Below are 23941 nucleotides of genomic sequence, written 5' to 3'. Positions count from 1 at the left end.
ACTTTCCAATCCCACTATCGGGATTGAATTAAAACTAGCCCTCCGCCAAGCCCCCGTTATCGGCGGAATCTTCGTTGGGTGCGGGGCTGGACAGAAGGGCTTCGTAATACTCCGGCAGCGGCGCCCGGCCGGCCAGGCGCAGGGCGCGCACCAGCGGGCGGGAACGCACGCTCAAGGTGTCGGAGACCGCGTCGTTGTAGAAGCGGGCCGCCAGGTCCACCTTCGCCGACGCCTCCAGGAAGTTCGGGTTGGTCCACACCTGTGAGTCCAGCTCGCTCAGCAGCTCGTTCTCTGCCTCGCTGCGCGCGCCCATGTCGGTGGCCCGCAGCGCCACGCGGTTCACGTGCGCCACATCCTGCCCTAGCTCCGGCTGCAGCGTTGCGACCACGCTCGAGCGGGAGTGCAGCGCCCCCTCCAAGCTCACGCGGGCAGAGTCCGTGCGAATGTGCAACCGGTTCAGCCGGCTGGCCATGCCGGAGGCCCACACGCCCGCGACGATCGCGAGGATCAAAACCACCGCGACAATGAAGACCCACACGGGAATCGTGATCATGCCAGTGTCACCTTTCGCCCCTTGACCGTCACCGTGTCATACACCTGTTCCACCTGGTCGGTAACGGTCTGCCAATCGAAATCCACGGCCCGCTGCGCCCCGGCTGCGATGAGCCTGCCGCGACCCTCATCGTCGCGTAGCAGGCCAATAGCCTTCTCCGCCAGGTCCTCGGCCGAACCATTCCGGAATAGGCGCGCGGACTTTCCGTGCTGGCCGACGGCTTCAAAAGCCGGGATGTCGCTGGCCAGCACCGCCGCCCCGGCTGCCATTCCCTCCACCAGGACGATGCCGAAGCTCTCGCCGCCGGTATTCGGAGCCACGTAGACATCACTTGCGCTCAACGCGCTGGCCTTGTCCGCGTCACTGACGCGCCCGAGAACGCGCACGTGGGCGTCAATAGGCTTCGCGCTGGGGCCCAACCCTACACAGACGGACAGGCCGAGCTTCCTTACGCGCTCGACCAGAGCGTCGATGTCGCCGCCACCGGCGATGATCAGCTCCACGTCTGGCACGTCCGCGACGATCCGCGGCATGGCCTCCAGCAGGATCTGCAGGCCCTTGCGGGGTTCTTCGAAACGGCCCAGGAACATCAAACGAGGACGCGGCCGGGGCTGCTCGAGCGTGCCCAGCCCGGCCAGGGGTTCAGCGTTCCGGTAGACGGAGGTCTCCACGCCATTGGGGATCAGCACCGGGTCGCCTGCCAGGTTCTCCACCTGCCAACGGCGGGCCTCCTCGGAAACCGCGATGCCACCGTGAATGCGCTCCAAGTAGGGGCGCAGGAAAGGCAGCGCCACTTTAAGGATCTTCGACTCGCTGGCCGAGGCGTGATACGTCGCCACGATCGGCCCTTCCGCCACGGCCATGGCCATCATCGAATAGGACGGGGAGTTCGGCTCGTGGATATGCAGCAGGTCGAACTGGTTATCGCGGATCCACTGCTTTAAGTGCTTCTTCGTCCGCGGGCCGAAGCTCAGCCGCGCGACCGAGCCGTTGTAGCGGATCGGAATGCTGGAGCCACCCAGCTCCACAAAATCCGGCAGCCCCTCAGTGGATTTGCCGGGGCCGATCAGGCTGACCTCGTGGCCGCGCTTGCGCAGCTCGGTGCACAGGTCGATGGCGTGGATCTGCACGCCGCCCGGTTCGTCGAAGGAATACGGGCAGACCATTCCTATCCTCATTGGTCCTGCCCTTCCGTCTGGTTGTCTTCACTCAACCCCATGCGTTTGCGGCGCGCCTCCGATAGGTCCGAGAACCACAATGGCTGCAGCATGTGCCAATCCTGCGGATCCATGGCGATACCGCGGGCGAAGTTATCCGCCATCTGCTGCACGATCTGCTGCAGGCTCCGCCCCTCCACCTCTACGGGCGTGACCTCGTGCTCCCAGGTCTCCGGCGTGTCTCGACGCTCAGGACGGGGGTCCGTAGAACCGCCGCGGAACGCCACTCGTGCAGTAAACAAGTTCGCCCCAGTGCGCTGTGCCAGCAGCGCCGCCCCGGCGGGCATGGAGGTCTTCTCCCCGAAGAACTCCACCTCTACCCCGTGGCCAGTCAGGTCGCGCTCCCCCATCAGGCACACGGTCCCGCCACCGCGCAGCACTTCCTCCATCCGCTCCAGGGGAGGCACGTCCGCGCCCGTCAGCGCGATGATTTCAAAGCCTAGCGACTCGCGGTACTCCACGAAAGCTTCGAACAGGATCTCCGGCTTCAGGCGCTCCGCCACGGTGGTAAAGGTCCCGTAATGGTGCACCAGCCACACCCCGGCCATGTCCCAGTTGCCCGCGTGTGGCAAGGCGATGACGGTGCCCCGGCCGGATTCGGCGCTCGCGTGCAGCAGCTCCAGCGAGCCGGGTACGAAGTTGCGGTTGAGCTCCTCCGCCAGCTCGCGCCCGGCCATCGCCGGAAGCTGGAAGGCCTCGCGCCAATAGCGCATATAGCTGCGCATGGAGCGACGCACCAGGTCGCGCGTGACGTTCTCCGGCCCGACGATGCGGGCGAGGTTGCGGCGCAGTTGTTCTGGGCCTTTACCCTTTTTGGACGCCACGTCTGCGCCCCATTCGAACAAAGCTTTCGCCACCGGCTTCGGCAGCTTGGAGGTTATCTTCCAGCCGGCGATATAAGCCGCGGCGGACAGCCGCTCACCCATTAATCCTCACTCCCCTCGGCGGGGAACTCGCGGGCTCCTTCTGGAGCGGCGATGGTCTGGGACGCGGCGTCCGAACGAGCAACAATCACCAGTCGCTCGACGACCGTGTACAGCGAACCAGCGGCGAGGATCCACAGACCCCACGCCAGAACGTGCGGCACGCCGAGGCCACCGATACCGACGGCGACCAGGGAGATGATGAGGCGCTCCGGGCGCTCGATGAGCCCTCCCACGACCTTGATGCCCGAGGCCTCCGCGCGGGCTTTGACGTAGCTGGTGACCTGGGCGGTGACAAGGATAACCAGGCAGACGCTCATCATCACCACGTTCGCGGGCTCCTGCAGGCCAAACCAGAGAACCAGGGCGCCGAAGATGGCGCCGTCGCTGAGGCGGTCGCAGGTGGCATCTAGCGTGGCGCCGAAGCGAGTGCCGCCGCCACGCATGCGAGCCATCGTGCCGTCGACCATGTCGGTGGCTACCGTAAGGCCGATGAGTACGGCGGCGGCGAAGTGGTGACCGGAGGGAATCAGCCAGAGTGCGAAACCGATCGCCAGCAGGGTGCCGAAAACGGTTACTGCGTTGGGAGTAATCCCCATCTTGTGCAGCACCCGGGCGATCGGTTCAATGATGACCGCGGCGGGGCCACGGCCGTGCACGCTAAGCATCGCTGAAGTTTTTCTCCCTAATGGTTTGAACCGCTAGTCGGTGGAACGGGTAACGCTTTCCCAAGCTTCTGCCAGCAGCGCTCGGGTCTCCCGCAGCGTCTGCGGCAGTACCTTGGTGCCCGTCATGACTGTCATGAAGTTAGCATCACCAGCCCACCGAGGCACTATATGTTGGTGCAGGTGTGTCGGAATGGATCCGCCGGAGGCCTTGCCCAAGTTAAGGCCTACGTTCACCGCCTCGGGCTTGGAAACCGCCCGCAGCGTCTTCAGCGCAATCTTCGTAAACTCCGCTAGCTCAGCGGTTTCTTCAGCGCTGAGCTCCGTATAGTCGGCAACCTGGCGATAAGGAATCACCAGCATGTGGCCGGGGTTATACGGGTACAGGTTCAGCACGCAATAGACAGACTCTCCCCGGGCGACGATCAGCGCCTCTTCGTCCGACAGCTCCGGCAGCGTGGCAAAGGGATCGGCGGATCGCTTGGATTTGGCGATGTACTGGGAGCGATAGGGTGCCCACAGTCGCTCCAGCCCGCCTTGCAGATCCGGTTGGGAGCCTACGCCTGAATCCACATACGGTTCGGTCTGCTCTTCCAGTTGTCGCTGCTGCTCCGTTGGCTGCCCCACTGCTGTCTTAAGCCTCCACCAGCGGCTGGATCAGCTCCGAGCTCGGCTGCTCATTGCGGCGCTCAGTGATCCAGGTGGAGATGATGCGCAGCGCATCCTCGCGCGGTACGCCGTTGACCTGGGTACCGTCCAGGAAGCGGAAGCTCACGGCGTTTGCCTCCACATCGCGGCCACCGACCAGCAGCATGAAAGGTATCTTGCCGGTGGTGTGGTTGCGAATCTTCTTCTGCATGCGGTCGTCGGAGGTGTCTACCTCCGCACGGATGCCCTGGGCGCGCAGGTCTGCGGCGAAGTTCTCCAGGTACTCATTGAACTCGTCGGCAACCGGGATGCCGACGACCTGGTGCGGGGCCAGCCATGCGGGGAACGCACCGGCGTAGTGCTCCAAAAGCACGCCGAAGAATCGCTCGATGGAGCCGAAGAGCGCGCGGTGAATCATGATCGGGCGCTGCTTGGATCCGTCCGGGGCGGTGTACTCCAGGTTGAAGCGCTCCGGCAGGTTGAAGTCCAACTGCACGGTGGACATCTGCCAGGTACGCCCGATGGCGTCACGAGCCTGGACGGAGATCTTCGGGCCGTAGAAGGCCGCACCCGCCGGGTCCGGCACCAGTTCCAGGCCGGACTTGGTGGCCACGCGCTCCAGGATTTCGGTAGAGCGATCCCAGATCTCGTCGGTGCCCACAAATTTGTTCGGATCCTTGGTGGAGAGCTCCAGGTAGAAGTCATCCAGTCCGTAGTCGCGCAGCAGGGAGATGATGAACTCCAGCACCGTGGTCAGCTCCTGCTCTAGCTGATCCTCGGTGCAGTAGATGTGCGCGTCGTCCTGGGTGAAGCCACGCGCACGGGTGAGGCCATGAATCACACCGGACTTTTCGTAGCGGTACACAGTGCCGAACTCGAACAGGCGCAGCGGCAGCTCGCGATAGGAGCGTCCGCGGGAGGCGAAAATCAGGTTGTGCATCGGGCAGTTCATGGGCTTGGCGTAGTAGTCCTGTGCCGGCTTGGTCACGTTGCCCTCGTCGTCAGTTTCCCCATCCAGCTGCATGGGCGGGAACATGCCATCGGCGTAGAAGTCCAGGTGCCCGGATTTCTGGAACAGGTCGCCCTTCGTGATGTGCGGGGTGTTGACGAAGCTGTAGCCGGAGGCGATGTGGCGCTTGCGGGAGTGCTCCTCCATCTCCAGGCGTACGATGCCGCCGTCCGGATGGAACACCGGGAAGCCGGAGCCAATCTCGTCGGGGAAGCTGAACAGATCCAGCTCCTGGCCCAGGCGCCGGTGGTCGCGCTTCTCGGCTTCTTCCATCATCGTCTGGTATTCCGCCAGGGCTTCCTTCGACTCCCAGGCGGTGCCGTAGATGCGCTGCAGCCCGGCCTTGGACTGGTCACCGCGCCAGTAGGCGGCGGAGGAACGGGTCAGGGCGAAAGCCGGGATGTAACGGGTCGTCGGCACGTGCGGGCCGCGGCAGAGGTCGTACCACTCGACCTCCCCGGTGCGCGGATTCACGTTGCTGTAAGCGGTCAACTCGCCGCTTCCGACCTCGGTGGCCTCGTCAGAGTCCGGGTCCACGTTGCCCTTGTCCGCGATTAGCTCGGTCTTGAAGGGCTCGTCTGCGTACTCCGCGCGAGCCTGCTCTGCGTCGGCATAAGCCTTGCGCTCGAACTTCTGGCCGGACTTGATGATCTTCTTCATGACCTTTTCCAGCTTGTTCAGATCCTCCGGGGTGAAGGGCTCTGCAACCTGGAAGTCGTAATAGAAGCCGTTGTCGATGGCCGGGCCGATTCCCAACTTGGTGCCCGGAAATTCCTTCTGTACTGCCTGCGCGAGCACGTGGGCGCAGGAGTGGCGGATTACGCCCCGGCCCTCATCGGTGTTCGCCGGAACGGCGGTCACTTCCGCGTCCTGCTGGGGCGCCCAGGAGAGGTCGCGCAGCTGGCCGGCATCCTCCCCCTCGGTCTCCTTCACACAAACGATTGCTTCCGGACCCTTGTTGGGAAGGCCCAGCTCACGCATAGCGGCGCCGGCCGGGGTACCGGCCGGAACTCGGAAACTAACGGCGGCTGGGGTGATTTCGGGGGTACTCACTTGTGGATCGTGCTCCTTCTCGGGCTTTAGTGACGGTCACATACCTGGTGACAGTCCTCAACGCCCGTAGATTCTACCCCTCCAGGATCTCTTGCCCCCAGTACGCCCCGTTTTGCGTGCCGGGCAGCACCCAGAAGACTGCTGAACCGACGTGCGTGATCCACGTATTCAGCCGGTCCTTCTCCGCTAGCCGCTTCTGCAGAGGCGTGAATGCCTCGTCCGGGTCGGCCTGGAAGCAGATGAAAATCAGCCCGCTGTTGCCCAGTGGGGTGACCTCGTTGTCCCAGTTGTAGGCGCGGCGCCTCATGTGGGTGCCCTCGCCCGCAGTAATTCCAACGTGGCTGCGCTCGTCGATCAGCGGCAAGCCGTCATCGCCGGTCTTGTTGAGGTCCACCGGGTCGAACTCATCCTTCGCGCCCAGCGGCGCGCCGGTGTCCGCGTGTCGGCCGAACACGACCTCTCGGGACTTCCTATCCAGCTGTTCCCACCCCGGCATGTCGAACACGACTCGGCGGACCACCATTGCGCTGCCGCCCTGATCGTCCCAAATGGATTCGTCGTACTCTTCGTCGGTGCGGGGAATGGCGGTGCCATCCTTGAAGCCCATCAGGTTGCGCGGGGTTTCGCCTGTCGGAGAATCCACGAATCCGCGCTGGGTCCACTTCGGCGTCGCATAATCACGACCGCCGCGGGTCAGCACACGCGCAGCATGGCTCACGGCCGTGAGATCATCGCCACAGATCTGCAGCACCACGTCAGCACCGCCGAAGTCCGGGTCGAGCTTGTCTCCCTTGAACTTCGGCAGCCCGTTGAGGTTCTTCTTCACCCAGGAAGGAGCCGCGCCAATCAAGTCCGCATCCTTGATCAACTTGGGTCCCCACCCCGCAGTCACCGTCAGGTTCTGCGGGGCTATAGATAGCTCGTGTTCCAGGTCCGCCAGGGCAACCTGCCCCTGGGTTAGGGAACGCGCATCACCGGTCCAGATGCGCATCAGGCGCTCCAGGTTCTTCTTCAGCCCACCGCGCGGTAGCCCGTCCCTCTTGAGGTTAAAAGCCACCAACAGCGCGTGGTTCTGCGAGTCTTCCCGGATACCCGCCTGGTGCGGGCCATCGAAATCAATCTTTCTTATTGACGCCCCATCGCCAGCACCACCGTTTTCAGCTGTAGAAGCAGAGTCTTCTGCTGTGCTGCAAGCTGCCAGGACGGAGGCGGCGCCGCTCATCCCCAGTCCCGCAAAGAAGCCACGGCGAGTGATCTTCGCACCTTGGGTGGGCTCGGGGGTGGGGGCGTCAGAAATGGAAGGAAGAAAACGTGCGGAGTCAGGCATGGGTATTAGTGCTCGTGTCCGTGATCTTCACCGTGCTGCATGCCGTCCATGCCATCCATGTCGCCATGTTCCATGCCGTCCATGCCTTCCATGTTGCCGCCGTCTTCGTCACCGTAGTGCTCGTGGGTGGACTGCTGAACACGCACCGGAACGTTCTCCAGCTTGTACTCGTTGCCATCCTCGTCGACCAGGGTGAAAGACAGGGAATCGCCAGCGGCGATCTCGTCGGGAACTTCCATGATCATGATGTGGTTTCCGCCCGGCTCCAGCACGCTATCCTCGCCCGCGGGAATAGTCAGGCTGGAGATCTCCTGCATCTCGCCGTCAGCGTTGACCTCGTGCAGCTCGTACTTCGCACCGTCAATGTCGCCCTTCACCTCGGTGATGGTGATGTCCTTGTCGGTGGTGTTGTGCAGAGTGCCAAACACAGACGTCATGTTCTTGTCTGCAGGCTTGGCGGTGACATAGGAGTCGTTGAACTCCAAAGCCTGCTCGTCCGCAGCCTTGTCGTCGGCGGAATCAGCGGACTCAGCGGACTGAGTAGTCTCCGCCGAGGTGGAAGCGTCGTTCTTATCTTCCCCATCGTCCGAGCATGCAGAAAGGAACAGCGCACTGCTCAACGCAACGGCAGCCGCGGCTGCGGCACGCTTCTTGGTGTTGTTCAGGGAGGTCAGGGACATAACAAACCTTTCAATTAAAAGGCGTGCGGGCTTCCCAACCATTTGTGTGCCCGGGGCTATATCCCGGACACGCTATACGCGATCTCTAGCGTTTCGCGTGCTAGTTGGTGGCACCCGACGCGGATGCTGCGCCGGTGGCGGTTGCCTCGGCGTTATCGGTGGCCACTTCAGCGCCGCCCATCTCAGTCTCTACGGAAGCGTCGGTCTCCTCCGCATCGGTAGCGTCGGTCTCTTCAGCCTCGGACTCGGACGAGTCGGTAGCTGCTTCCTCGGTGGACTGGATGCTCGGGCTAGCCGGGCCGGTGGTTGCGGTGTCCTCGCGCTGGCCGCCGTCATTCTCGTTAGGAGGGGTGCAAGCGGACAGTGCAAGGGCGGTGGTCAGAGCCAGAGCGGCAGCGGTTGCAGAGCGGAACTTCTTCACGGGAAATCTCCTGATCAGGTAATCGTCAACTAATCGGACATGACGGACGCTCTATCCAACCGCTGTCGGCTAGTCGTCCTTCAAGTCGCGAAAGCGTGCGATGGCGATTGCCAAAGCACCCACAACTACGACGATACCGCCCAATGGCAATAACCAAGAAGGAACACTCGGGGACTGCTCCCCCTGTGCCCCCTCTTCGGACTGGCTTTCGTCACTGCTGCTGCCTTCGCCGCCATCCGCGGAAGCCAGATTGAACTTCAGGCTGCCACGGGTGGAGTGACCGTCGGAGCTAGTGATCTGGTAGCCGACGATGTACTCACCACCGTCCTTTTTCTCCTGCACCTCAGCCGGAACATCGACGGACAGCTCCCGACCATCGGCCGCTGGCTCGTCGCGGAAGAGTACCTCACCATCGTGCGACAGCGCGATGGTGTTGAAGCCCTCCTGCGGCTCGCCTGAGAAGTTCAGTACGATCTTCTCCGGCAGGTGATCGACCGTAGAGTTGGCCTCCGGGGTGGACTTCACCACGACGTCATGGGCAAAAGCTGGAGCACCAAAACCAACGGAAACGGCGGCAACCATTCCAGATGCCGCCAGGATGCGGGCGAGGGGGCGTCCAAAAGAAGAAAAACGGCGAGGCATGTAAACGGTGAACCTTTCTGTCACGACACTGCTAACACCATAGCGCCGAAAAGATTTGCCTTAACCCTGCGAGGCTTTCCAGCGCTATTCAAGTAGTCGGGCGCCGCGGGGAAAGAGTTCCCGGAGCCTACCCCTCGGGGGCACCTTGAGGGAGAGAAAAAGAAAACCGCCCGGCGAAACTGCCAGGCGGTGAACTGTGGTTCCAACTGGGTTCGAACCAGCGACCTTTCCGGTGTGAGCGGAACGCTCTTCCACTGAGCTATGGAACCTTCAAGAGGGAAAGGTACCACTAGCCTCTAAGCAAGACCAAAAACCGTAGGCAGGCGACACATTCATGCCGCATTCATGCCATGTTCATGCCACATTGGTGAATTGCAAGACTGTAGTTCAACAGTGTTTGACGGGCGCTATAACACGCTACCGAAGCCCGGATCTACCTGGGGATTTGTGAACTAGGTGACTAACAGGCTAGTGTTTGTTGTCGCAGCGACGAAGAATTGCTTTTAAGCGTTCAGGGTTGCTTGTGCGGATGTAGCGCAGTTGGTAGCGCATCACCTTGCCAAGGTGAGGGTCGCGAGTTCGAGTCTCGTCATCCGCTCCACGCTCAAGCAATATCCCGGGCTAGTTTCGGGGCTTGGGTTGTTGTTTTAGCGCGTTTAGCTCAGCGGGAGAGCGCTTCCCTGACACGGAAGAGGTCACTGGTTCGATCCCAGTATCGCGCACAGGATCCCCTTAGGATCCACCTGCGAAGGCTGAAAAGCCTTTCGCACGCGGATGTAGCGCAGTTGGTAGCGCATCACCTTGCCAAGGTGAGGGTCGCGAGTTCGAGTCTCGTCATCCGCTCCACGGTTCACTAAAGTGGGCCACGAGCAAGAGTTTCTTGCCGCGGTGGAATGGCTGAGTGGCTTAGGCAACGGTCTGCAAAACCGTGTACACGGGTTCGATTCCCGTTTCCACCTCCACATTCTTTTACCCATAGTGAACTTTAGGCGCGTTTAGCTCAGCGGGAGAGCGCTTCCCTGACACGGAAGAGGTCACTGGTTCGATCCCAGTATCGCGCACAGGATCCCATTGCAGGATCCACCTGCGAAGGCTGAAAAGCCTTTCGCACGCGGATGTAGCGCAGTTGGTAGCGCATCACCTTGCCAAGGTGAGGGTCGCGAGTTCGAGTCTCGTCATCCGCTCCAAACTTTTTTGGGGGCGCACATGCCCCCCTTTTTTCATGCCTTAGCAGCGGCGTGGCAGCTCTCTTGGGGAAATTCGGGGTCTAAAATTAGTCGGCGATGAATGCCGAAAAACTTTCCTCTATGCGTGCAGATAGCCGTGTGGACACCTCCCAGATCCTCTGCTGGGTGTTCTGGCCGCTGGCTGTAATGACCTTTATCCAGCGCGTATTCGTTCACCCTTGGAACTCGCGCCTCACCGATGACTTCGGAACGGTCATCTCAGCGCTATACAAGTTCCGCGCCCAGGAGGCGATCTACGACCAGGACTACTCCTCCACGGATCCGCACTACCTCTACTCCCCCGGCGCCACACTGCTGCTGAGCCCCCTGTCATTACAGACGAACATCGACCTGGCACGCGCAGTGTACGTGGTCGGCAACGGCGTTGCGGCGGTGTTGGCGGTCGTAGTGCTCACGAAGCTCTTTGGCTATTCCCTGCGATCCTGGGTCCTGCCCGTCGGCATCTTCTTCCTCTTCAGCTCCGAATCGATCGCCAACACCCTCGGGTTCGGCAACATCAACGGCGTGCTGCTGCTGGCCGAGGCACTGTTCCTGTGGCTGCTGATCAACAACCGAGGGGTGCTAGCGGGCATTGTCATCGGCCTGGCCATCACGATCAAGCCACAGTTCCTGCCGCTGCTCTTCATTCCCTTGATGCGCCGCCAGCTGTCCACCATTGCCACTGGACTGGCGATCCCGGTCGCCATGAACGTCATCGCCTGGCCGCTCACCACAAACGCGGGCGATTACTTCGACAAGCTACTGCCCTACCTCGGCGGGGTGCGGGATTTCGCCAATTCGTCGATCCCCGGCGTGGGCGTGTATTTCGGCTTCCCGGACTGGACGATCTGGCTGTGGCGCATCCTGGCCGCGATCTGCGTCCTCGTGGCGCTGGCGATGCTGCTGCGCTTCCGCGACCGCGATCCGGTGATGTGGGCCGCAAGCACCGCCGGCGTGCTTCTGACCGGCGTGTTCCTGATTAGCAGCCTGGGCCAGATGTACTACTCAATGCTACTGCTGCCGCTGCTCTTCACGGTTCTGTCCCCCCGCTCCGTGATGCACACCCCCGTGGCGTGGCTGGGCGTGTACTTCTTCTTCAGCCACGACTCCTGGTCCTCGGATCGGTGGGTCAACTACGGCCGGGTGGCGGAATATACGCGCGGCACTATTGGTTGGTCACTGTTACTGGTCGCCGCTGCGGTGGCCTCTACGATGTGGTTCTTTAGAGAACGACGCCACAACGTCCACCCCCTAGGCGATGTACACACGAACGGTCTTTTCTACCGGGACAAGACTAGGACAGGAGAAGCTACTGATGGCTGAGTTGAACCCGACCGCTGATTTCCGCAAGCTCACTGACGAGCAGTGGCGCGAGCGTCTGACCCCCGAGGAGTTCGCTGTGCTCCGCCGGGCCGGGACTGAGGCTCCCTTCAAGGGCGAGTACACGGACACGGAGACGGAGGGTGTGTACGCCTGCAAGGGCTGCGGGGCAGAGCTGTTCCGCTCGACCGAGAAGTTCCATTCGCACTGCGGCTGGCCGAGCTTTTTTGACCCGAAGGATTCGGAAGCGGTCATTACCCGCGTCGACGATTCCCTCGGCATGCGCCGCATCGAGGTTCTCTGTGCGCAGTGCGAGGGCCACCTGGGCCACGTTTTCGAGGGCGAGGGTTACCCCACGCCCACCGATCTGCGCTATTGCATCAACAGCATTGCTTTGACGCTGCAGCCGGCCGCAGATCCGGCCGATTAACTAGGCGGCTAGGCCAGCGACTCCACGAAGCTGGCCAGCTCCTCCTTGTCGCCGTTGACACGGCGGCCGGTGAAGAACGGGATTTCCTCGCGCACGTGGTGACGCGCCTCCGTGTAGCGCATCTTATACATCAGCTCGACGATGCGCTCCAGCGTCGGGGACTCGAAGGCCAGGATCCACTCGTAGTCACCCAGTGCGAAGGCGGGGACGGTGTTAGCACGAACCTCGTCGAAGCCGAGAGCGGCCTTGCCGTGCTCGCGCAGCAGGCGGGAGCGCTCCGCGCGATCCATGGTGTACCAGTCGTAGCTGCGGACGAACGGGTAAACGCAGATCCAATCACCCGGCTCCTCGCCCATGATGAAGGACGGCAGGTGAGCCTTGTTGAATTCGCTCGGGCGGTGCAGGCAGGTGTTGGACCATACCGGCTCGCAGGCCTGTCCCAGCTTGGTTTCCTTGAGGAAGCGGCGGTAGGCCACCTGCAGATCCTGCATCTTCTCCGCGTGCCACCAGATCATGACGTCGGCCTCGGCGCGCAGTGCGGACAGGTCGTAGACACCGCGGATCACCAGGTCCTCATCCTCAAAGGAATCAATGAATGCCTGAAAATCAGCAGCTACCTCCGCGCGATCCCCCAGCACACCCGGCTCGATCTTGAAGACCGAGTAGGTGGCGAAGCGAACGACGGCGTTGAGACGCTTGATTTCCTGCGCGTTCAGTTCAGTCATGGTGTTTAGCCTCTTTAGCCTTTCTGAGTTCCATTCATAGGTTCTATGGCAGCCGTTAACGGCTTATACGAAGTCCAATCTACGCGAGATCACCCTCCTGAGGAGCAAGGCGTGGGGTGGATCACGCCATCTCGCGGATGATCTCCCGCGCGGCCTCCACGCCCGAGGCGGCGGTAGCGGGCACGCCCACACCGTTGAGCATCGAACCGGCCAGCGCCAGCCCGCGGATGCCCAGTACCTCGTCGTAGGCCTGGGACATTGCATCCATGTAGCCCACGCCATAGCGCGGCAGTCCACCCCACCAGCGCTGCACGAAATACTCCTCCGGGGTCTTCCGCTCGCCGGTGATGCGTTCCAGATCCTCGACCGCGAAGCTCAGCAGGGCACGGTTATCTACGTCCAGGTGCCACGGGTTGCCGAAGCTGCCGAAGCTAGCTCGCACAAAGGCTCCCCCGCGCTCGGCCAAGTGTGGCCATTTACGAGACGAGAACGTGAAGGCCTTCGCCTCCGTGGGGGCGTCACTTCCCGAAAGAACGCCCGAACGCTCCGGGATGCCGTGGGCGGAAGCCATGCGCATGCCGACGACTACGCTGCTGGCGAGATCGATCTCGCCCAGCACGTCCGCGGCAGTGGGAGCCATGTACTGCAGGATGGCCGACGCGGTGGGCGCCGGAGTGGCGACGATGACGGCATCGAACTCGCCGATCGGATCGATGTAGTAGCCGCCGCGAGTGCGGCCAATGGATTCTACTGCAGTGTTGCGCAGGAGCTCCGGGTCGGCGTGGCGCACCAGCGCGTCTACCAGGCTGGCGTAACCCCCGCGCAAGCTGCGAAAAACGGGCTTCGGCTTCTCCCCCTCCTTGGGCGCGGGGCGTTGGGAAAGAAGGTGCTCAATGGCATCCACCAGGAAGAACGGCTGACCTAACGCGCCGCGGCGGTCCAGCTCCGCCGCCAGCTGTGGAAGCGTAGCCCGCACTCCCAGGTCAAAAGCGTTGCAGGAATACACGCCGCCCAGCAGCGGAGACACCAAACGGTCGACCACGATGCGACCTAGGCGAGCCTCTACCAATTGCCCGACAGAGGTGTCCTGGCCTGGCGTCCACGTCATCGGCTGGCCGTTCCGCTCAGCGTCGATGCGGGCAGCGCCGTCCTGCCCCACCACCTCGGCAACGTCCGCGCCGCGGGAAGGGATGCCCATCAACGTGCGCCGCGGAATATCCACCAGCGCGCCGTCCACATAGAAACCGCTCGGCAGGCCGGAGGGCACACACAGCTGGTCGCCCAGCCCGACGGACTCAACCAGTTCAGTGAAATCCTGGCGGAACCCCATGTAGGCCTCCGCTCCCATGTCCACCGGACCATTGGCGTAGTTCACGGTCTTGAGCTTTCCGCCCAGGCGATCGTAAGCCTCAGTCAGTAGGATCCGGGCGTTCGGCCCCAGCTGACGGCGCAGCTCCCATGCCGCGGCCAGGCCGGCGATGCCACCGCCGATAATGGCGACGCGCAGCCCCTCCAGCCCGGAGGTATCTAGCTTCTCGAAGTGGCAGGAAAACTGGTTGGCCTTCATCGCTTGTGTACCTCCTCGAAGGCGCGGGTGATGGCATCGGGATCGGTGTTCGGCAAAACCCCGTGCCCCAGGTTGAAGATGTGTCCGCGGGCCTGGCCACGCTCGATGGCGCGGTCGGCCTCGGCACAGATGCGGGCGATCTGCGCCTCTACAACGTCCGGACCGGCGAACAGCACAGCCGGATCCAGGTTGCCTTGCAGCGCCTTGGCGCGGGTGGTCGGCTCCGCCGTCGGGTCAGCCTCTTGCAACGCGGCGGATACGCGGGTGGCGGCGGAATCCAGCGGCACGCGCCAATCCACGCCCACCACATCGGGGCCGGCCAGGGCCATGTCGCCGAGAAGTTCGCCGGTACCCACGCCGAAGTGGATCATCGGCACGCCGTAGGCGCGCATCGCATTGAAAATCTCGGTGGAGTACGGGCGGACGAACTCGCGGTAATCCCGCGCCGTCAGATAGCCGGCCCAGGAGTCAAACAGCTGCAGGGCATCCACGCCAGCCTCCGCCTGAACCTGCAGGAAGCGGATAATAGTGGGCGTCAATTGGCGCATCAGGGCATGCCACACATCCGGCTGCGAGTACATCAGGGCCTTCGTGACCTCGTGGTTCTTCGAGGGACCACCCTCAACGAGGTAGGAGGCGAGGGTAAAGGGCGCACCTGCGAAACCGATGAGGACCTGGTCGTCGCGCAGCCCCTCCAGCACACCGCCGATGCCTTCGACGATGCTATCGAGCTGACTGCTCTCCACGATCGGCAGCGCAGCTACCTCCTCTGCCGTGCGCACGGGGTGCTGTAGGACGGGACCGCGGCCGGCCACAATATCCAAATCCACTCCTGCGGCCTTGAGCGGCACCACGATGTCGGAGAACAGGATCGCCGCGTCCGCGTCGTGCCGGCGGACCGGCTGCAGGGTGATCTCCGCGAGCAGCTCCGGGTTAAAGCAGGATTCCAGCATCCCGTAGTCCTTACGGATCTCGCGGTATTCCGGCAGGGAGCGGCCGGCCTGGCGCATCATCCACACCGGGCGGCGACTTGGGGTTTCTCCGCGCGCTGCGGCGAGGAACGGTGCGTCCTTGTGGGCGCGACGCTTTGCCTCCGCGGCAGCGGTGTCAGCTTGGATGGGGCAATCAAAAGGCTCACTCGTCATAGATGCCATTATGCCAGCGCCCTCGGCGCGCCTCACAAACGCGACAAACCTTAAAGGCTAGGTTTAGACCTTGTGAGCCAAGAGACTGAGATCCCAGAGTACTTCCACGAAGCGGTGCGCTCCATGTCGGAAGCACAAGTGCGTCGCGGCATCAGCGTCGGAGACATCCGACCGCCCCGCAACCTCGCACCCCTCAGCCACGCCATCGGCCTCGAGGTGCTGCCCGCCGACGAAGACAGCGACGACAGCACCGGAACCCCCGCCGGCGATGCCTTCGGGCGCCTGATCCTACTACACGACCCGCAGGGCGAAGAGCAGTGGCAAGGCAAGCGCATGCGCATGGTCGCCTACATCCAGGCGGACATGGATGCCGCCGTGGCCTCCGATCCACTGCTGCCGGACGTGGCGTGGGATTGGCTCAAGGAACAGCTGGACTCCCCCAGCTGCGAATACACAGACCTCGGCGGCACGGTGACTTCTACTGCTTCCGTCCGCTACGGCGAGATCGGCGGCCCACCGCGCGCCTTCCAACTGGAGATGCGCGCCTCCTGGACCGCCACTGGTTCCGACCTCACGGGCCACGTCCAAGCCTTCGCGGAGGTGCTGGCTAACGTCGCCGGGCTGCCGCCCGAGGGCGTGACCAGCCTGGCCTTTGGCGCCCGTCCGGCAAGCACCGCAGCCGCAAACGACTCCTAATAAAACGACTCCTAGTACAGGCGAGAGGCTCCGAAGCGAGGCTAGCGGCGGGCTGACGTATCGTTATAGCCGTGAGTTTTGTCTCTGTCCCCGCCGCCGGCACACCAGTTCTGCGGGATACCCCGCAGAACATCGACGCCGCCGCCCGCGCACTCGCCGCGGGCACTGGCCCCATCGCGATCGATACGGAGCGCGCCTCTGCCTACCGCTACGACGATCGTGCGTTCCTCATCCAGCTGCGTCGCCACGGCTCCGGCACCTTCCTGATTGATCCCGAGGCCGAACCCCAAGCCACCCGTCGCATGGCCAACGTCGTGAACGAAGCCGAATGGGTGCTCCACGCCGCGCACACCGACCTGCCGTGCCTGTTGGCGTTGGGTTGGCGCCCGCGCGTGCTGCACGATACGCAAATTGCCGGGCAGATCCTCGGCACCGAGCGTATCGGCCTTTCCGGCATGCTGGAGACCTACTTCGACATTGAGGTGCCCAAGGATAAGGGCAACGCCGATTGGTCGCGCAGGCCGCTGACCGAGGCGATGCTCAACTACGCCGCCCTGGACGTCGAATGGCTGCTGGAGCTACTGGATCGCTGCCTGGATGACCTCGCCGAGACCGGCCGCACTGATTGGTATGTTCAGGAGTGCGAGTACGTGCTGGCCTCTGCCTCTCCCCTGTCCGCCAACGACTGGACGGGGCTGAAGGGTTTGAGTTCGCTGCGCCGCGCCCTGCCCCGCCGGATCGCCCACGACCTCTGGGAATCCCGCGACGTCATGGCCCGCCGCGGCGATATCTCCCCGGAGGCGATCTTGCGCAGCCGCGACCTCGTGGACATCGCCGGCCGCGCCGATCGTGACCGCGCCGGCGCGCTGCGGCAGTTGAACTCCTGCCTGCATCACTCACGGGCGCGCATGAAACCTCGGGCTCGCAGGCAATTAGCCGAGCTTCTTTCGGACGCCCTCATGTCCGATCCTCAGGATCTCGAGACCCAGCAGTTCCATCCGCCGCGTAACCCCACGAGAGGCACCCCTGACCACAAGGTCTGGCCGGAAGAATACCCCCGCGCGGCTGCCTACTCCGAAGCGATTCTCTCCGCGGCCGATAACGCAGCGGATGCCCTACAGATCCGCCTGGACACGATTGTGACCAGGAAGAATCTGCGCCAAGCCGCCTGGTCTTGCTGGCTGGCCGAAGACACCGGCGCGCTGGACGGCGCCGAGGACCCGGTCGCGGAATGGGAGCAGCTGCTCGGCGACAAGTGGACCGCTCTGGGGCTGCGGCCCTGGCAGGTGGAGGTGTTGCTTAACGCAACAACACCCGCCGTCGCGGCGGTGTACGCGGGCTAAAGCTTCTCCGCGTGTCCAACAACGGTCTGGGCGACCGTCTCGACGTCCAGGCCAAGCTCCTCCAGCACCTCGCCGCGCGAGGCATGGGCCAGGAATTCCTGCGGCACGCCCAGGTTGCGGACGGGCACGTCGATACCCGCCTGGGACAGGTCGTAGTGCAGGCGACTGCCCGCTCCGCCGTGCACGCCGTTGTCCTCGATCGTGACGATAAGGTCGAAGTCGCGAGCGAGCTCCAGCAAGCTTTCCGCGGTGGGGACTACCCAGTGGGGATCCACGACGGTGGCGGAGAAGTTGGCGTCACAAAGAGCCTGCGCAGCGCCCAAAGCCTGGTCCGTCAGAGCTCCGAAAGAAACAATGAGCACGCGACCGTCGGTCTGCTCCCCGCCCTGCTCGAACAACACGTCGAAGTCGGCTTCTTCTCGAACCGCAGGCACATCGGCGGGGGCATTGCCCTTCGGGAAGCGCACGACAGTCGGAGCATCGTCGATGGCCACTGCGCGGTCGAGGGCCAGCTCCAGAGTTCGCGCGTCTCGCGGGGCGGCCACGTGGATGCCAGGGACGATGCCCGTGATCGACAGGTCCCACATGCCGTTGTGGCTCGCACCGTCGGAGCCGGTGATGCCCGCGCGGTCGAGGACGATGGTGACGCCCAGCTTCAGCAGAGCAACGTCCATCAAAAGCTGGTCGAATGCGCGGTTGAGGAACGTCGAATAAACGGCCACTACCGGATGCAGGCCGCCGAGAGCCAGGCCGGCGGCGGAGGTCACCGCATGCTGCTCGGCGATACCGACGTCGTAGGTGCGGCTGGGGTGCACCTTCGCAAAGTCTGCCAGGCCGGTCGGGCCAGCCATGGCGGCGGTAATGGCGACGATGTCCTCACGTTCATTGGCAATGTCGATCAGGTGGTTAGAGAACACCTTGGTCCAGCTGATCGCGCCCTCGGTCTTCTTCGCCATCGACTCACCGGTGATCGGGTCGATCACCCCGGTGGAGTGCATCTGGTCGGCCTCGTCCTGCTCGGCGGGATCGAATCCCTTGCCCTTCTGTGTGACGGTGTGGACGATCACGGGGCCGCCGTAGTCCTTGGCGTAACGCAGGGCATTCTCAACCTGCGTCAGGTCGTGGCCATCGACGGGACCGATGTACTTCAGCCCCAGCTCCGGGAACATTTCGTGCGGGATGACGGTGTGCTTCACGCCCTCCTTGAGCCCGTGAATCACCTGGAAAGCGCGGTCGCCTACCCAGCCCATACGGCCCAGGGCGTTCTTGCCCGTATCCATCACCCGGTCGTACATCGGCTGCAGGCGTAGGGCGGCAAGGTTTTCGGCCAGGCCGCCGATCGTGGGCGAATAGGAACGGCCGTTGTCGTTGACGACGATAACCAGGCTGCGCTTCTTCGCGGCGGCGATGTTGTTCAGCGCCTCCCACGTCATGCCACCGGTCAACGCGCCATCGCCGACTAAGGCGACGACATGGCGGTGGACCTGGCCGGTCAGCTCGAAAGCCTTGGCCAGACCGTCAGCATAGGACAGCGAAGCCGAGGCGTGGGAGGACTCGGTCCAGTCGTGGGGGGACTCCGCCCGGTCCGGGTAGCCGGAGAGCCCGTCCTTCTGACGCAGCGTGTCGAAAAGATCCTGTCGCCCCGTCAGGATCTTGTGCACGTAGGACTGGTGGCCGGTGTCGAAAATCAACGGATCCGAAGGCGAGTCGAATACCCGGTGCATAGCGATCGTCAGCTCGACAACGCCCAGGTTTGGGCCCAGGTGGCCACCGGTTGCGGAGACCTTCTGGATAAGAAACTCGCGGATCTCCGCGGCCAGCTGCTCTAGCTGGTTTGTGTCCAGCCCCTTGAGGTCAGCAGGCGAAGACACCTTGTCGAGAATTCCCATATGAAACTACTCTTCTCCGTCCTCATGTCTCGCGCCGAATGTTGTGTCCGTCCATTCTAACTGCGCTCAAGTGTTTTGAAAGAATCCCCTACCGGGGTTTAGGAGCCCGCGCGACCGCGGCGGTCTGGAACCAGATATGCCAACAGCTCTACGTGGTGGTTCAGGCCGAAGGCATCCACCACGCACAGCTCCTTGATTGCGTATCCGTTGTCGATCCAGGCAGCGAGGTCGCGGGCAGCGGTGGCCGGGTCGCAACCCACGTGTACGACGTGTCGCGGGCGGGCCTTGGCGATGTCAGCGACCGTCTGTGTGCCCGCGCCCGTGCGCGGCGGATCCAGCACCACGGCGTGCACGGAGCCACCGCGTGGCAGTTGGGGGACTTGGCGCGCCACATCGCCGCCGACGAACTCGACATTGTCGATGCCAGCCGCCGCCAGGGCCTGCGCCCCTGCCTCGCTGGCGCTACCAGCCACGTCCACGCATACCACTCGGTCGGCCTTGCGGGACAGCGCTGCACTAAACACCCCAGCGCCGCCGTACAGATCCCACGCGATCATCTGCTTACGCTTTACCCCTTGGGATTTCTCCCCCTGTGCCACCGGCGGGATGTGGCGGGCGATCCAGGCGGAGTAGAACTCCGGGGCGGCGCGGTGCGCCTGCCAGAAATCCTGCACCTGGCTCTCCCACCGCACGTCGAACTCCCTGTCAAGGCCGGCTCCAAAGTGCACGGTACGGGAGATTGTGGGAAGCTCGCCCGCACCACCAGTTGGGTCGCCGCCGGATGAGCCGAATGCCTCGACGCGCAGGTCGGAGGAATTTCCTTGCAGCTGCACCATCTTGCGGGTGCCGTCATCTGCCACGGCAACAGCGATCTCGGAGTTGGGAACCAGCTTCCCGGCTGCTCGCAGCTGCTCGATCTCTTCTGCCAACCCTTGTCGCAACGCCTCGCTCCACTGCGCACAGGGGTGCTCAACCGGCACCACCTGGTGCGAGCCGCGTGCCCGCTGGCCAACATTGCATTCCTCGTCCACGGCCAACCGCACGCGCGTGCGCGAGCCAGCGAAAGGCTGCAGACTCTCGGTATTGATAGTGACTGTCTGCAATGCTTCGGCGTCGATCTTGCCCACACGCGCCAGCTGGTCCAGCACCACTTGCTTCTTATAGTCCAGCGACCCCGCGGCGTCCACGAAATCCAGGTCGCAGCATCCCGCCCCGGCCTGCGCTGCCGGACATACAGGTGCAACACGGTGGGCGTTCGGCTGCCCGATGGCTACGGCCTCGCCGTTACGGAAACCCTTCTTAGACTTCGAGTTCCGCGCCGGATCCAGCGCCACCGTGACATCCTTTTCGCCCGGCAGGCCTCCACGCACGAACACGATTTGCCCGTCCAGCCGGCCGATCACGGTGCCGCCGTTGGCCGGCCCTGCCAGGTCGATCACTACTTCTTCATTCTTAGTGACGCCCATCGGCCTCCACCTCTTCGTTGACTTCCTCTATGCTTTCCGCTTCGACCTGCTCTGGGTCTTGCGTGTCTTCGACCGGCTTCTCCAGGTGCCGCCCCTCCGCTCGGTTCGCTGCCTTCACCGCCCATACGGTGACCGCCACCGCCACCAGAGTCAGGGGCCATCCCATTGCGATGCGGGTGTAGCCAAGGGCGTCAGTCATATCGGCAGCATAGAGCCACTGCTGGACGGCGAAGCGGGCGAAGAACACCACGGCCCATGCGAAGGTGGCGATGTTGAAGGCCCGCACTGCCCTCCGGTTAGTGCGCCAACGGTGATCGTCGCCATTGATTCCGCGCCATACCGCGCCGACCAATGGCCAGCGGAAGAAAATCGAAATGATTGATGCGATGCCCGCCACCAGCGAGTACCAGATGCCGTAGGCGAAGTATCCCTTCGCGTCCCCCATGATCCAGGCGATCGCTGCGCACAGTGCGACCGCGAGGAAGCCGGAAATCGCCGGTTGCAGGTTCTCCTTGCGAGCCACGCGCCACACCAGGATCAACACCGCAACTGCCAGCGCGGAGACCAGCGCAGGCCCCAGACCCCACTGGCTGTTTACCGGCACCAAAACCAGCACCGGCAGTGTGGAGGAGACCAGTCCGGAAAGACCGCCCATTTGCTCCAGCAGGGTGGCCTGAGCTGCATCGCCGCCCTGTTGCGGCTCTGTCTTTCCTGCCATTACTGCAGGTCCTCGCCCGGATTCTGGGTAGCCCCCTGGGAATCGGCATTCTGGCGGTGCGCCAACTGCTGCAGCTGCTCCTGCAGAGCATCCGCCATGGCCTGCGGCATCAACACCGGCAACGGCTGTCCAGCCGGAATTGGATCTTTGCCGCGACGAATAAAAGTACGTGCGATTATCTCCCGGGCAACCTTGGCCAGCTCGTCCGCCTTGGACTTTTCACCGGCCAGTGTCGCCCGGAACATCCAACGTGGCCCGTTCACACCGATTAGGCGCATCTGCCCCTCACCGGCCACCGCGCAGATTTCCTGCCCCCACGGGCCGTCCTCGACATGAACGTCCAGGCCGTCCTTCGTCATGCCCGCGACCGTTTCCTCGACAGACTCAGCCCACAAATCACCGTTTCGCGGTGCGGCGAAAGCTATCGGGGTGATGCGCCCACCGTCGATCTCCAGGTGAATCATCTGGGGGCCCTCCGGGCCCATATCCACCTTCACCTCACCGCAGTGCGGCACCGGAATAAGCATGGATCCCAGATCCAACGCCCCGGTGGCGAAATCCGAGAAGTCGAAGTCCTGGAAGTTCACCGTGTCGCCATCAAACGGGCCAAAATCGTTCTCCGACTGATCCTGCTGCGGCTGAGCCGCTTCCTCTGCCGGGTTCTTATCGTCTTTATTCTTACGCCCAAACATCCCAAAACTCCGTCTTCTGTTGGCTTCTTAAATTACTTCAAGTCCTGCTATGTGCTGCTTGCAACAGCCGTTTTAAACCCCGGTGGATCCGTAGCCGGACTCGCCTCGCGTGGTCTCGCCCAGATCTTCCACACTATCCACTTCTTCGACGTCGCAAAGGCTGACTTCCTGCACCAGCAGCTGTGCGATCCTCTCGCCGCGCGCCAATTCAATGGGCTGCTCCGGATCCAGGTTGACCAGGCATACCTTGATCTCCCCGCGGTAGTCGGCATCAATCGTCCCCGGGGCGTTGACGATGGAAAGCCCCTTCTTCAAAGCCAGGCCGCTGCGCGGGTGCACCAGCCCCACCGTTCCCACGGGCAGAGCGATAGCGATGCCTGTGCCGACCAGCTCCCGGTGCCCAGGGGCAATGGTCACGTCCTGGGACGTGTAGAGGTCGATGCCGGCATCCGTCGGGTGGGCGCGGCGCGGCAAGGGCAGCTCCTTGTCCAGGCGAACGATACGCAGCGGGGCGTCATTTCCACTTTGTCCATTTTGCTTAAGGGTCACGGTCACCAAGACTACAAGTACCCAACCGAAGTTACGATGTCCGAACCCCCACGGGCTAGAATTACTAGGCAGCACGCAAAGCGAACAGATTTATCAGGAGTTATTCAATTGGCATCGGACACTCAGCAGGAAAAGCTGCTGTATTCGGAGCACCAGCGCGTACCCCTAGTGTGGTGGCTGTTCGCCGCGGGCGTAGTCGCAATCATTGCGTGGCAGGCGCAGATGGGTCGTCCGATGTGGGCCTTTTACGTCGCCCTCGTGATCTCCGGTGCGCTGGCCGTATGGGCATTGATTTACTTCTCCCGCACAAAAGTGGAGGTCAGGGAAGATAGCTCTGGCGAACGGTGGCTGCATGTCGGGCCGGCAAAGCTGCCCGCAAGTGTGGTTAGCCGCAGCCTAGTTATTCCCCCTACCGCCAAGCGCGCCGCAATGGGCCGCCAATTGGATCCGGCCGCTTATGTCGTGCATAAAAACTGGATCCCGACGATGGCGATGCTCGTCCTGGACGATCCGGACGACCCAACCCCCTATTGGCTGATCTCCACCAAGGAACCTCAGGAGGTTCTGGAGAAGCTTGGTCGCCCGATCTACTAACGCAGGCTGCTAAGAAAGGCTGCCCAGCAGACTAAGCGCAGTCCTTGCAGATGTACTCGCCGTCGGCGACGGTTTCCGCGATGCAGCTGCGGTGCTGCACCAGGAAGCACACGCTGCAGGTGAACTCGTCGCTCTGGCGCGGGATCACGGAGCCGGACAGCTCCTCGCCGGAAAGATCCGCCATGGGTACGTCGAAGGGCTCGACGATCTCTCCATCATCCGTATCGGAAACGGACGGCTCGGCCTTCTCGGCGGCCTTCAGACCTTCCAGGGAGTCGGTCTCGATGTCGTCTTCGGAACGTCGGCGCGGCGCGTCGTAGTCGGTGGCCATAAGGGGTCCTTACTTACGTCGGTTGTGTCGATCAGATGGAGTGCAAAACAGCCAGCGGGACTGGCTGAAAAATGCCTTAATTCGTCTCACTGTTCGCGGATCCTAGAGCACA

At 63.0% G+C, this 23941-nt stretch carries 24 protein-coding genes and 7 tRNA genes; 11 read left to right on the top strand and 20 right to left on the bottom strand.

Features of this window, described 5'->3' with window-relative positions:
• Positions 1 to 34: 34 nt before the first annotated feature.
• The 11 genes from JQ46_RS09925 to JQ46_RS09875 all read right to left on the bottom strand — a co-directional run bounded on the left by JQ46_RS09925 (position 35) and on the right by JQ46_RS09875 (position 9407).
• Entirely contained in the window at positions 35 to 553 is a 519-nt protein-coding gene (locus JQ46_RS09925) for a hypothetical protein (protein WP_034987863.1), read from the bottom strand.
• The gene (locus JQ46_RS09920; protein ID WP_034987860.1) at positions 550 to 1731 is read right to left on the bottom strand and encodes a glycosyltransferase family 4 protein; all 1182 of its coding nucleotides are present in this window, start codon (positions 1729 to 1731) and stop codon (positions 550 to 552) included. Before JQ46_RS09920 ends, JQ46_RS09925 begins: the two co-directional genes overlap by 4 nt.
• Positions 1728 to 2696, bottom strand: coding sequence for a phosphatidylinositol mannoside acyltransferase (locus tag JQ46_RS09915; RefSeq protein ID WP_034987858.1), 969 nt, complete (start codon positions 2694 to 2696; stop codon positions 1728 to 1730). The genes JQ46_RS09920 and JQ46_RS09915 overlap by 4 nt, the downstream gene beginning before the upstream one ends.
• Entirely contained in the window at positions 2696 to 3361 is a 666-nt protein-coding gene (pgsA, locus tag JQ46_RS09910; protein WP_034987857.1) for a phosphatidylinositol phosphate synthase, read from the bottom strand. Before pgsA ends, JQ46_RS09915 begins: the two co-directional genes overlap by 1 nt.
• 33 nt (positions 3362 to 3394) lie before the next feature.
• On the bottom strand, positions 3395 to 3985 hold the full coding sequence (locus JQ46_RS09905; protein WP_034987855.1) for an HIT family protein: 591 nt from the start codon (positions 3983 to 3985) through the stop codon (positions 3395 to 3397).
• A gap of 7 nt (positions 3986 to 3992) precedes the next feature.
• A complete protein-coding gene (gene thrS, locus JQ46_RS09900; RefSeq protein ID WP_034988032.1) occupies positions 3993 to 5996 on the bottom strand; it encodes a threonine--tRNA ligase in 2004 nt (667 codons plus the stop codon).
• Between the two features lie 145 nt (positions 5997 to 6141).
• Entirely contained in the window at positions 6142 to 7395 is a 1254-nt protein-coding gene (locus JQ46_RS09895) for a Dyp-type peroxidase (RefSeq protein ID WP_237744801.1), read from the bottom strand.
• Between the two features lie 5 nt (positions 7396 to 7400).
• Positions 7401 to 8075, bottom strand: coding sequence for a copper chaperone PCu(A)C (locus tag JQ46_RS09890; protein ID WP_034987853.1), 675 nt, complete (start codon positions 8073 to 8075; stop codon positions 7401 to 7403).
• A gap of 100 nt (positions 8076 to 8175) precedes the next feature.
• A complete protein-coding gene (locus JQ46_RS09885) occupies positions 8176 to 8496 on the bottom strand; it encodes a hypothetical protein (RefSeq protein ID WP_034987851.1) in 321 nt (106 codons plus the stop codon).
• Between the two features lie 69 nt (positions 8497 to 8565).
• Positions 8566 to 9138, bottom strand: coding sequence for a copper resistance CopC family protein (locus tag JQ46_RS09880; protein WP_080719536.1), 573 nt, complete (start codon positions 9136 to 9138; stop codon positions 8566 to 8568).
• 197 nt (positions 9139 to 9335) lie between these two features.
• Positions 9336 to 9407 (bottom strand) — tRNA-Val (locus tag JQ46_RS09875).
• Between the two features lie 256 nt (positions 9408 to 9663).
• On the opposite strand from JQ46_RS09875, the gene JQ46_RS09870 reads away from it, so the two are divergent.
• The 8 genes from JQ46_RS09870 (at position 9664) to msrB (ending at position 12114) form a co-directional block, all read left to right on the top strand.
• Positions 9664 to 9739 (top strand) — tRNA-Gly (locus JQ46_RS09870).
• Positions 9740 to 9788: 49 nt separating this feature from the next.
• A tRNA-Val gene (locus JQ46_RS09865) sits at positions 9789 to 9860 on the top strand.
• Positions 9861 to 9908: 48 nt separating this feature from the next.
• Positions 9909 to 9984 (top strand) — tRNA-Gly (locus JQ46_RS09860).
• A gap of 41 nt (positions 9985 to 10025) precedes the next feature.
• A tRNA-Cys gene (locus JQ46_RS09855) sits at positions 10026 to 10100 on the top strand.
• A gap of 27 nt (positions 10101 to 10127) precedes the next feature.
• A tRNA-Val gene (locus JQ46_RS09850) sits at positions 10128 to 10199 on the top strand.
• A gap of 50 nt (positions 10200 to 10249) precedes the next feature.
• Positions 10250 to 10325: transfer RNA gene (locus JQ46_RS09845), tRNA-Gly, on the top strand.
• A gap of 120 nt (positions 10326 to 10445) precedes the next feature.
• Entirely contained in the window at positions 10446 to 11687 is a 1242-nt protein-coding gene (locus JQ46_RS09840; RefSeq protein WP_237744800.1) for a glycosyltransferase family 87 protein, read from the top strand.
• Positions 11680 to 12114, top strand: a complete 435-nt coding sequence (gene msrB / locus JQ46_RS09835; RefSeq protein WP_034987844.1) for a peptide-methionine (R)-S-oxide reductase MsrB — start codon at positions 11680 to 11682, stop codon at positions 12112 to 12114. The genes JQ46_RS09840 and msrB overlap by 8 nt, the downstream gene beginning before the upstream one ends.
• An 8-nt stretch (positions 12115 to 12122) precedes the next feature.
• On the opposite strand, the gene hemQ is transcribed toward msrB, so the two are convergent.
• The 3 genes from hemQ to hemE form a co-directional block, all read right to left on the bottom strand.
• Positions 12123 to 12839 carry a hydrogen peroxide-dependent heme synthase gene (gene hemQ / locus JQ46_RS09830; protein WP_034987842.1) on the bottom strand — a complete coding sequence of 239 codons (717 nt, stop codon included), beginning with the start codon at positions 12837 to 12839 and terminating at the stop codon, positions 12123 to 12125.
• A 121-nt stretch (positions 12840 to 12960) separates the two neighbouring features.
• Positions 12961 to 14406, bottom strand: a complete 1446-nt coding sequence (hemG, locus tag JQ46_RS09825) for a protoporphyrinogen oxidase (protein ID WP_034987840.1) — start codon at positions 14404 to 14406, stop codon at positions 12961 to 12963.
• Complete coding sequence (gene hemE, locus JQ46_RS09820) at positions 14403 to 15560, bottom strand: uroporphyrinogen decarboxylase (RefSeq protein WP_034987838.1); 1158 nt, start codon at positions 15558 to 15560, stop codon at positions 14403 to 14405. Before hemE ends, hemG begins: the two co-directional genes overlap by 4 nt.
• A 63-nt stretch (positions 15561 to 15623) precedes the next feature.
• Here hemE and JQ46_RS09815 point away from each other — a divergent pair, with 63 nt between their 5' ends.
• Both JQ46_RS09815 and JQ46_RS09810 read left to right on the top strand, forming a co-directional pair.
• Entirely contained in the window at positions 15624 to 16247 is a 624-nt protein-coding gene (locus JQ46_RS09815) for a DUF3000 domain-containing protein (protein ID WP_034987835.1), read from the top strand.
• Between the two features lie 71 nt (positions 16248 to 16318).
• The gene (locus JQ46_RS09810; protein ID WP_034987832.1) at positions 16319 to 17590 is read left to right on the top strand and encodes a ribonuclease D; all 1272 of its coding nucleotides are present in this window, start codon (positions 16319 to 16321) and stop codon (positions 17588 to 17590) included.
• Here JQ46_RS09810 and dxs read toward each other — a convergent pair.
• The 5 genes from dxs to dut form a co-directional block, all read right to left on the bottom strand.
• A complete protein-coding gene (gene dxs, locus JQ46_RS09805) occupies positions 17587 to 19479 on the bottom strand; it encodes a 1-deoxy-D-xylulose-5-phosphate synthase (RefSeq protein ID WP_034987830.1) in 1893 nt (630 codons plus the stop codon). The two genes, JQ46_RS09810 and dxs, sit on opposite strands and share 4 nt — an antisense overlap.
• Before the next feature lie 98 nt (positions 19480 to 19577).
• The gene (locus tag JQ46_RS09800) at positions 19578 to 20945 is read right to left on the bottom strand and encodes a class I SAM-dependent RNA methyltransferase (RefSeq protein ID WP_034987828.1); all 1368 of its coding nucleotides are present in this window, start codon (positions 20943 to 20945) and stop codon (positions 19578 to 19580) included.
• Positions 20932 to 21663, bottom strand: a complete 732-nt coding sequence (locus tag JQ46_RS09795; protein ID WP_051876323.1) for a DUF3159 domain-containing protein — start codon at positions 21661 to 21663, stop codon at positions 20932 to 20934. The genes JQ46_RS09800 and JQ46_RS09795 overlap by 14 nt, the downstream gene beginning before the upstream one ends.
• Entirely contained in the window at positions 21663 to 22355 is a 693-nt protein-coding gene (locus tag JQ46_RS09790; protein ID WP_034987825.1) for a DUF3710 domain-containing protein, read from the bottom strand. The genes JQ46_RS09795 and JQ46_RS09790 overlap by 1 nt, the downstream gene beginning before the upstream one ends.
• A gap of 72 nt (positions 22356 to 22427) precedes the next feature.
• Complete coding sequence (gene dut, locus JQ46_RS09785; protein WP_051876333.1) at positions 22428 to 22904, bottom strand: dUTP diphosphatase; 477 nt, start codon at positions 22902 to 22904, stop codon at positions 22428 to 22430.
• Positions 22905 to 23012: 108 nt separating this feature from the next.
• On the opposite strand from dut, the gene JQ46_RS09780 reads away from it, so the two are divergent.
• On the top strand, positions 23013 to 23498 hold the full coding sequence (locus tag JQ46_RS09780) for a DUF3093 domain-containing protein (protein ID WP_034987822.1): 486 nt from the start codon (positions 23013 to 23015) through the stop codon (positions 23496 to 23498).
• A 31-nt stretch (positions 23499 to 23529) separates the two neighbouring features.
• Here the strand turns inward: JQ46_RS09780 and JQ46_RS09775 are convergent, their stop codons facing one another.
• The gene (locus tag JQ46_RS09775) at positions 23530 to 23829 is read right to left on the bottom strand and encodes a DUF4193 domain-containing protein (protein WP_005295036.1); all 300 of its coding nucleotides are present in this window, start codon (positions 23827 to 23829) and stop codon (positions 23530 to 23532) included.
• Positions 23830 to 23941 lie beyond the last annotated feature (112 nt).

Source organism: Corynebacterium jeikeium, from assembly GCF_000738175.1.
In the GTDB taxonomy this organism is placed as follows: domain Bacteria; phylum Actinomycetota; class Actinomycetes; order Mycobacteriales; family Mycobacteriaceae; genus Corynebacterium; species Corynebacterium jeikeium_C.
The sequence above is the reverse complement of the archived record's forward strand: the minus strand, read 5'-3'. Positions and strand labels throughout refer to the sequence as shown.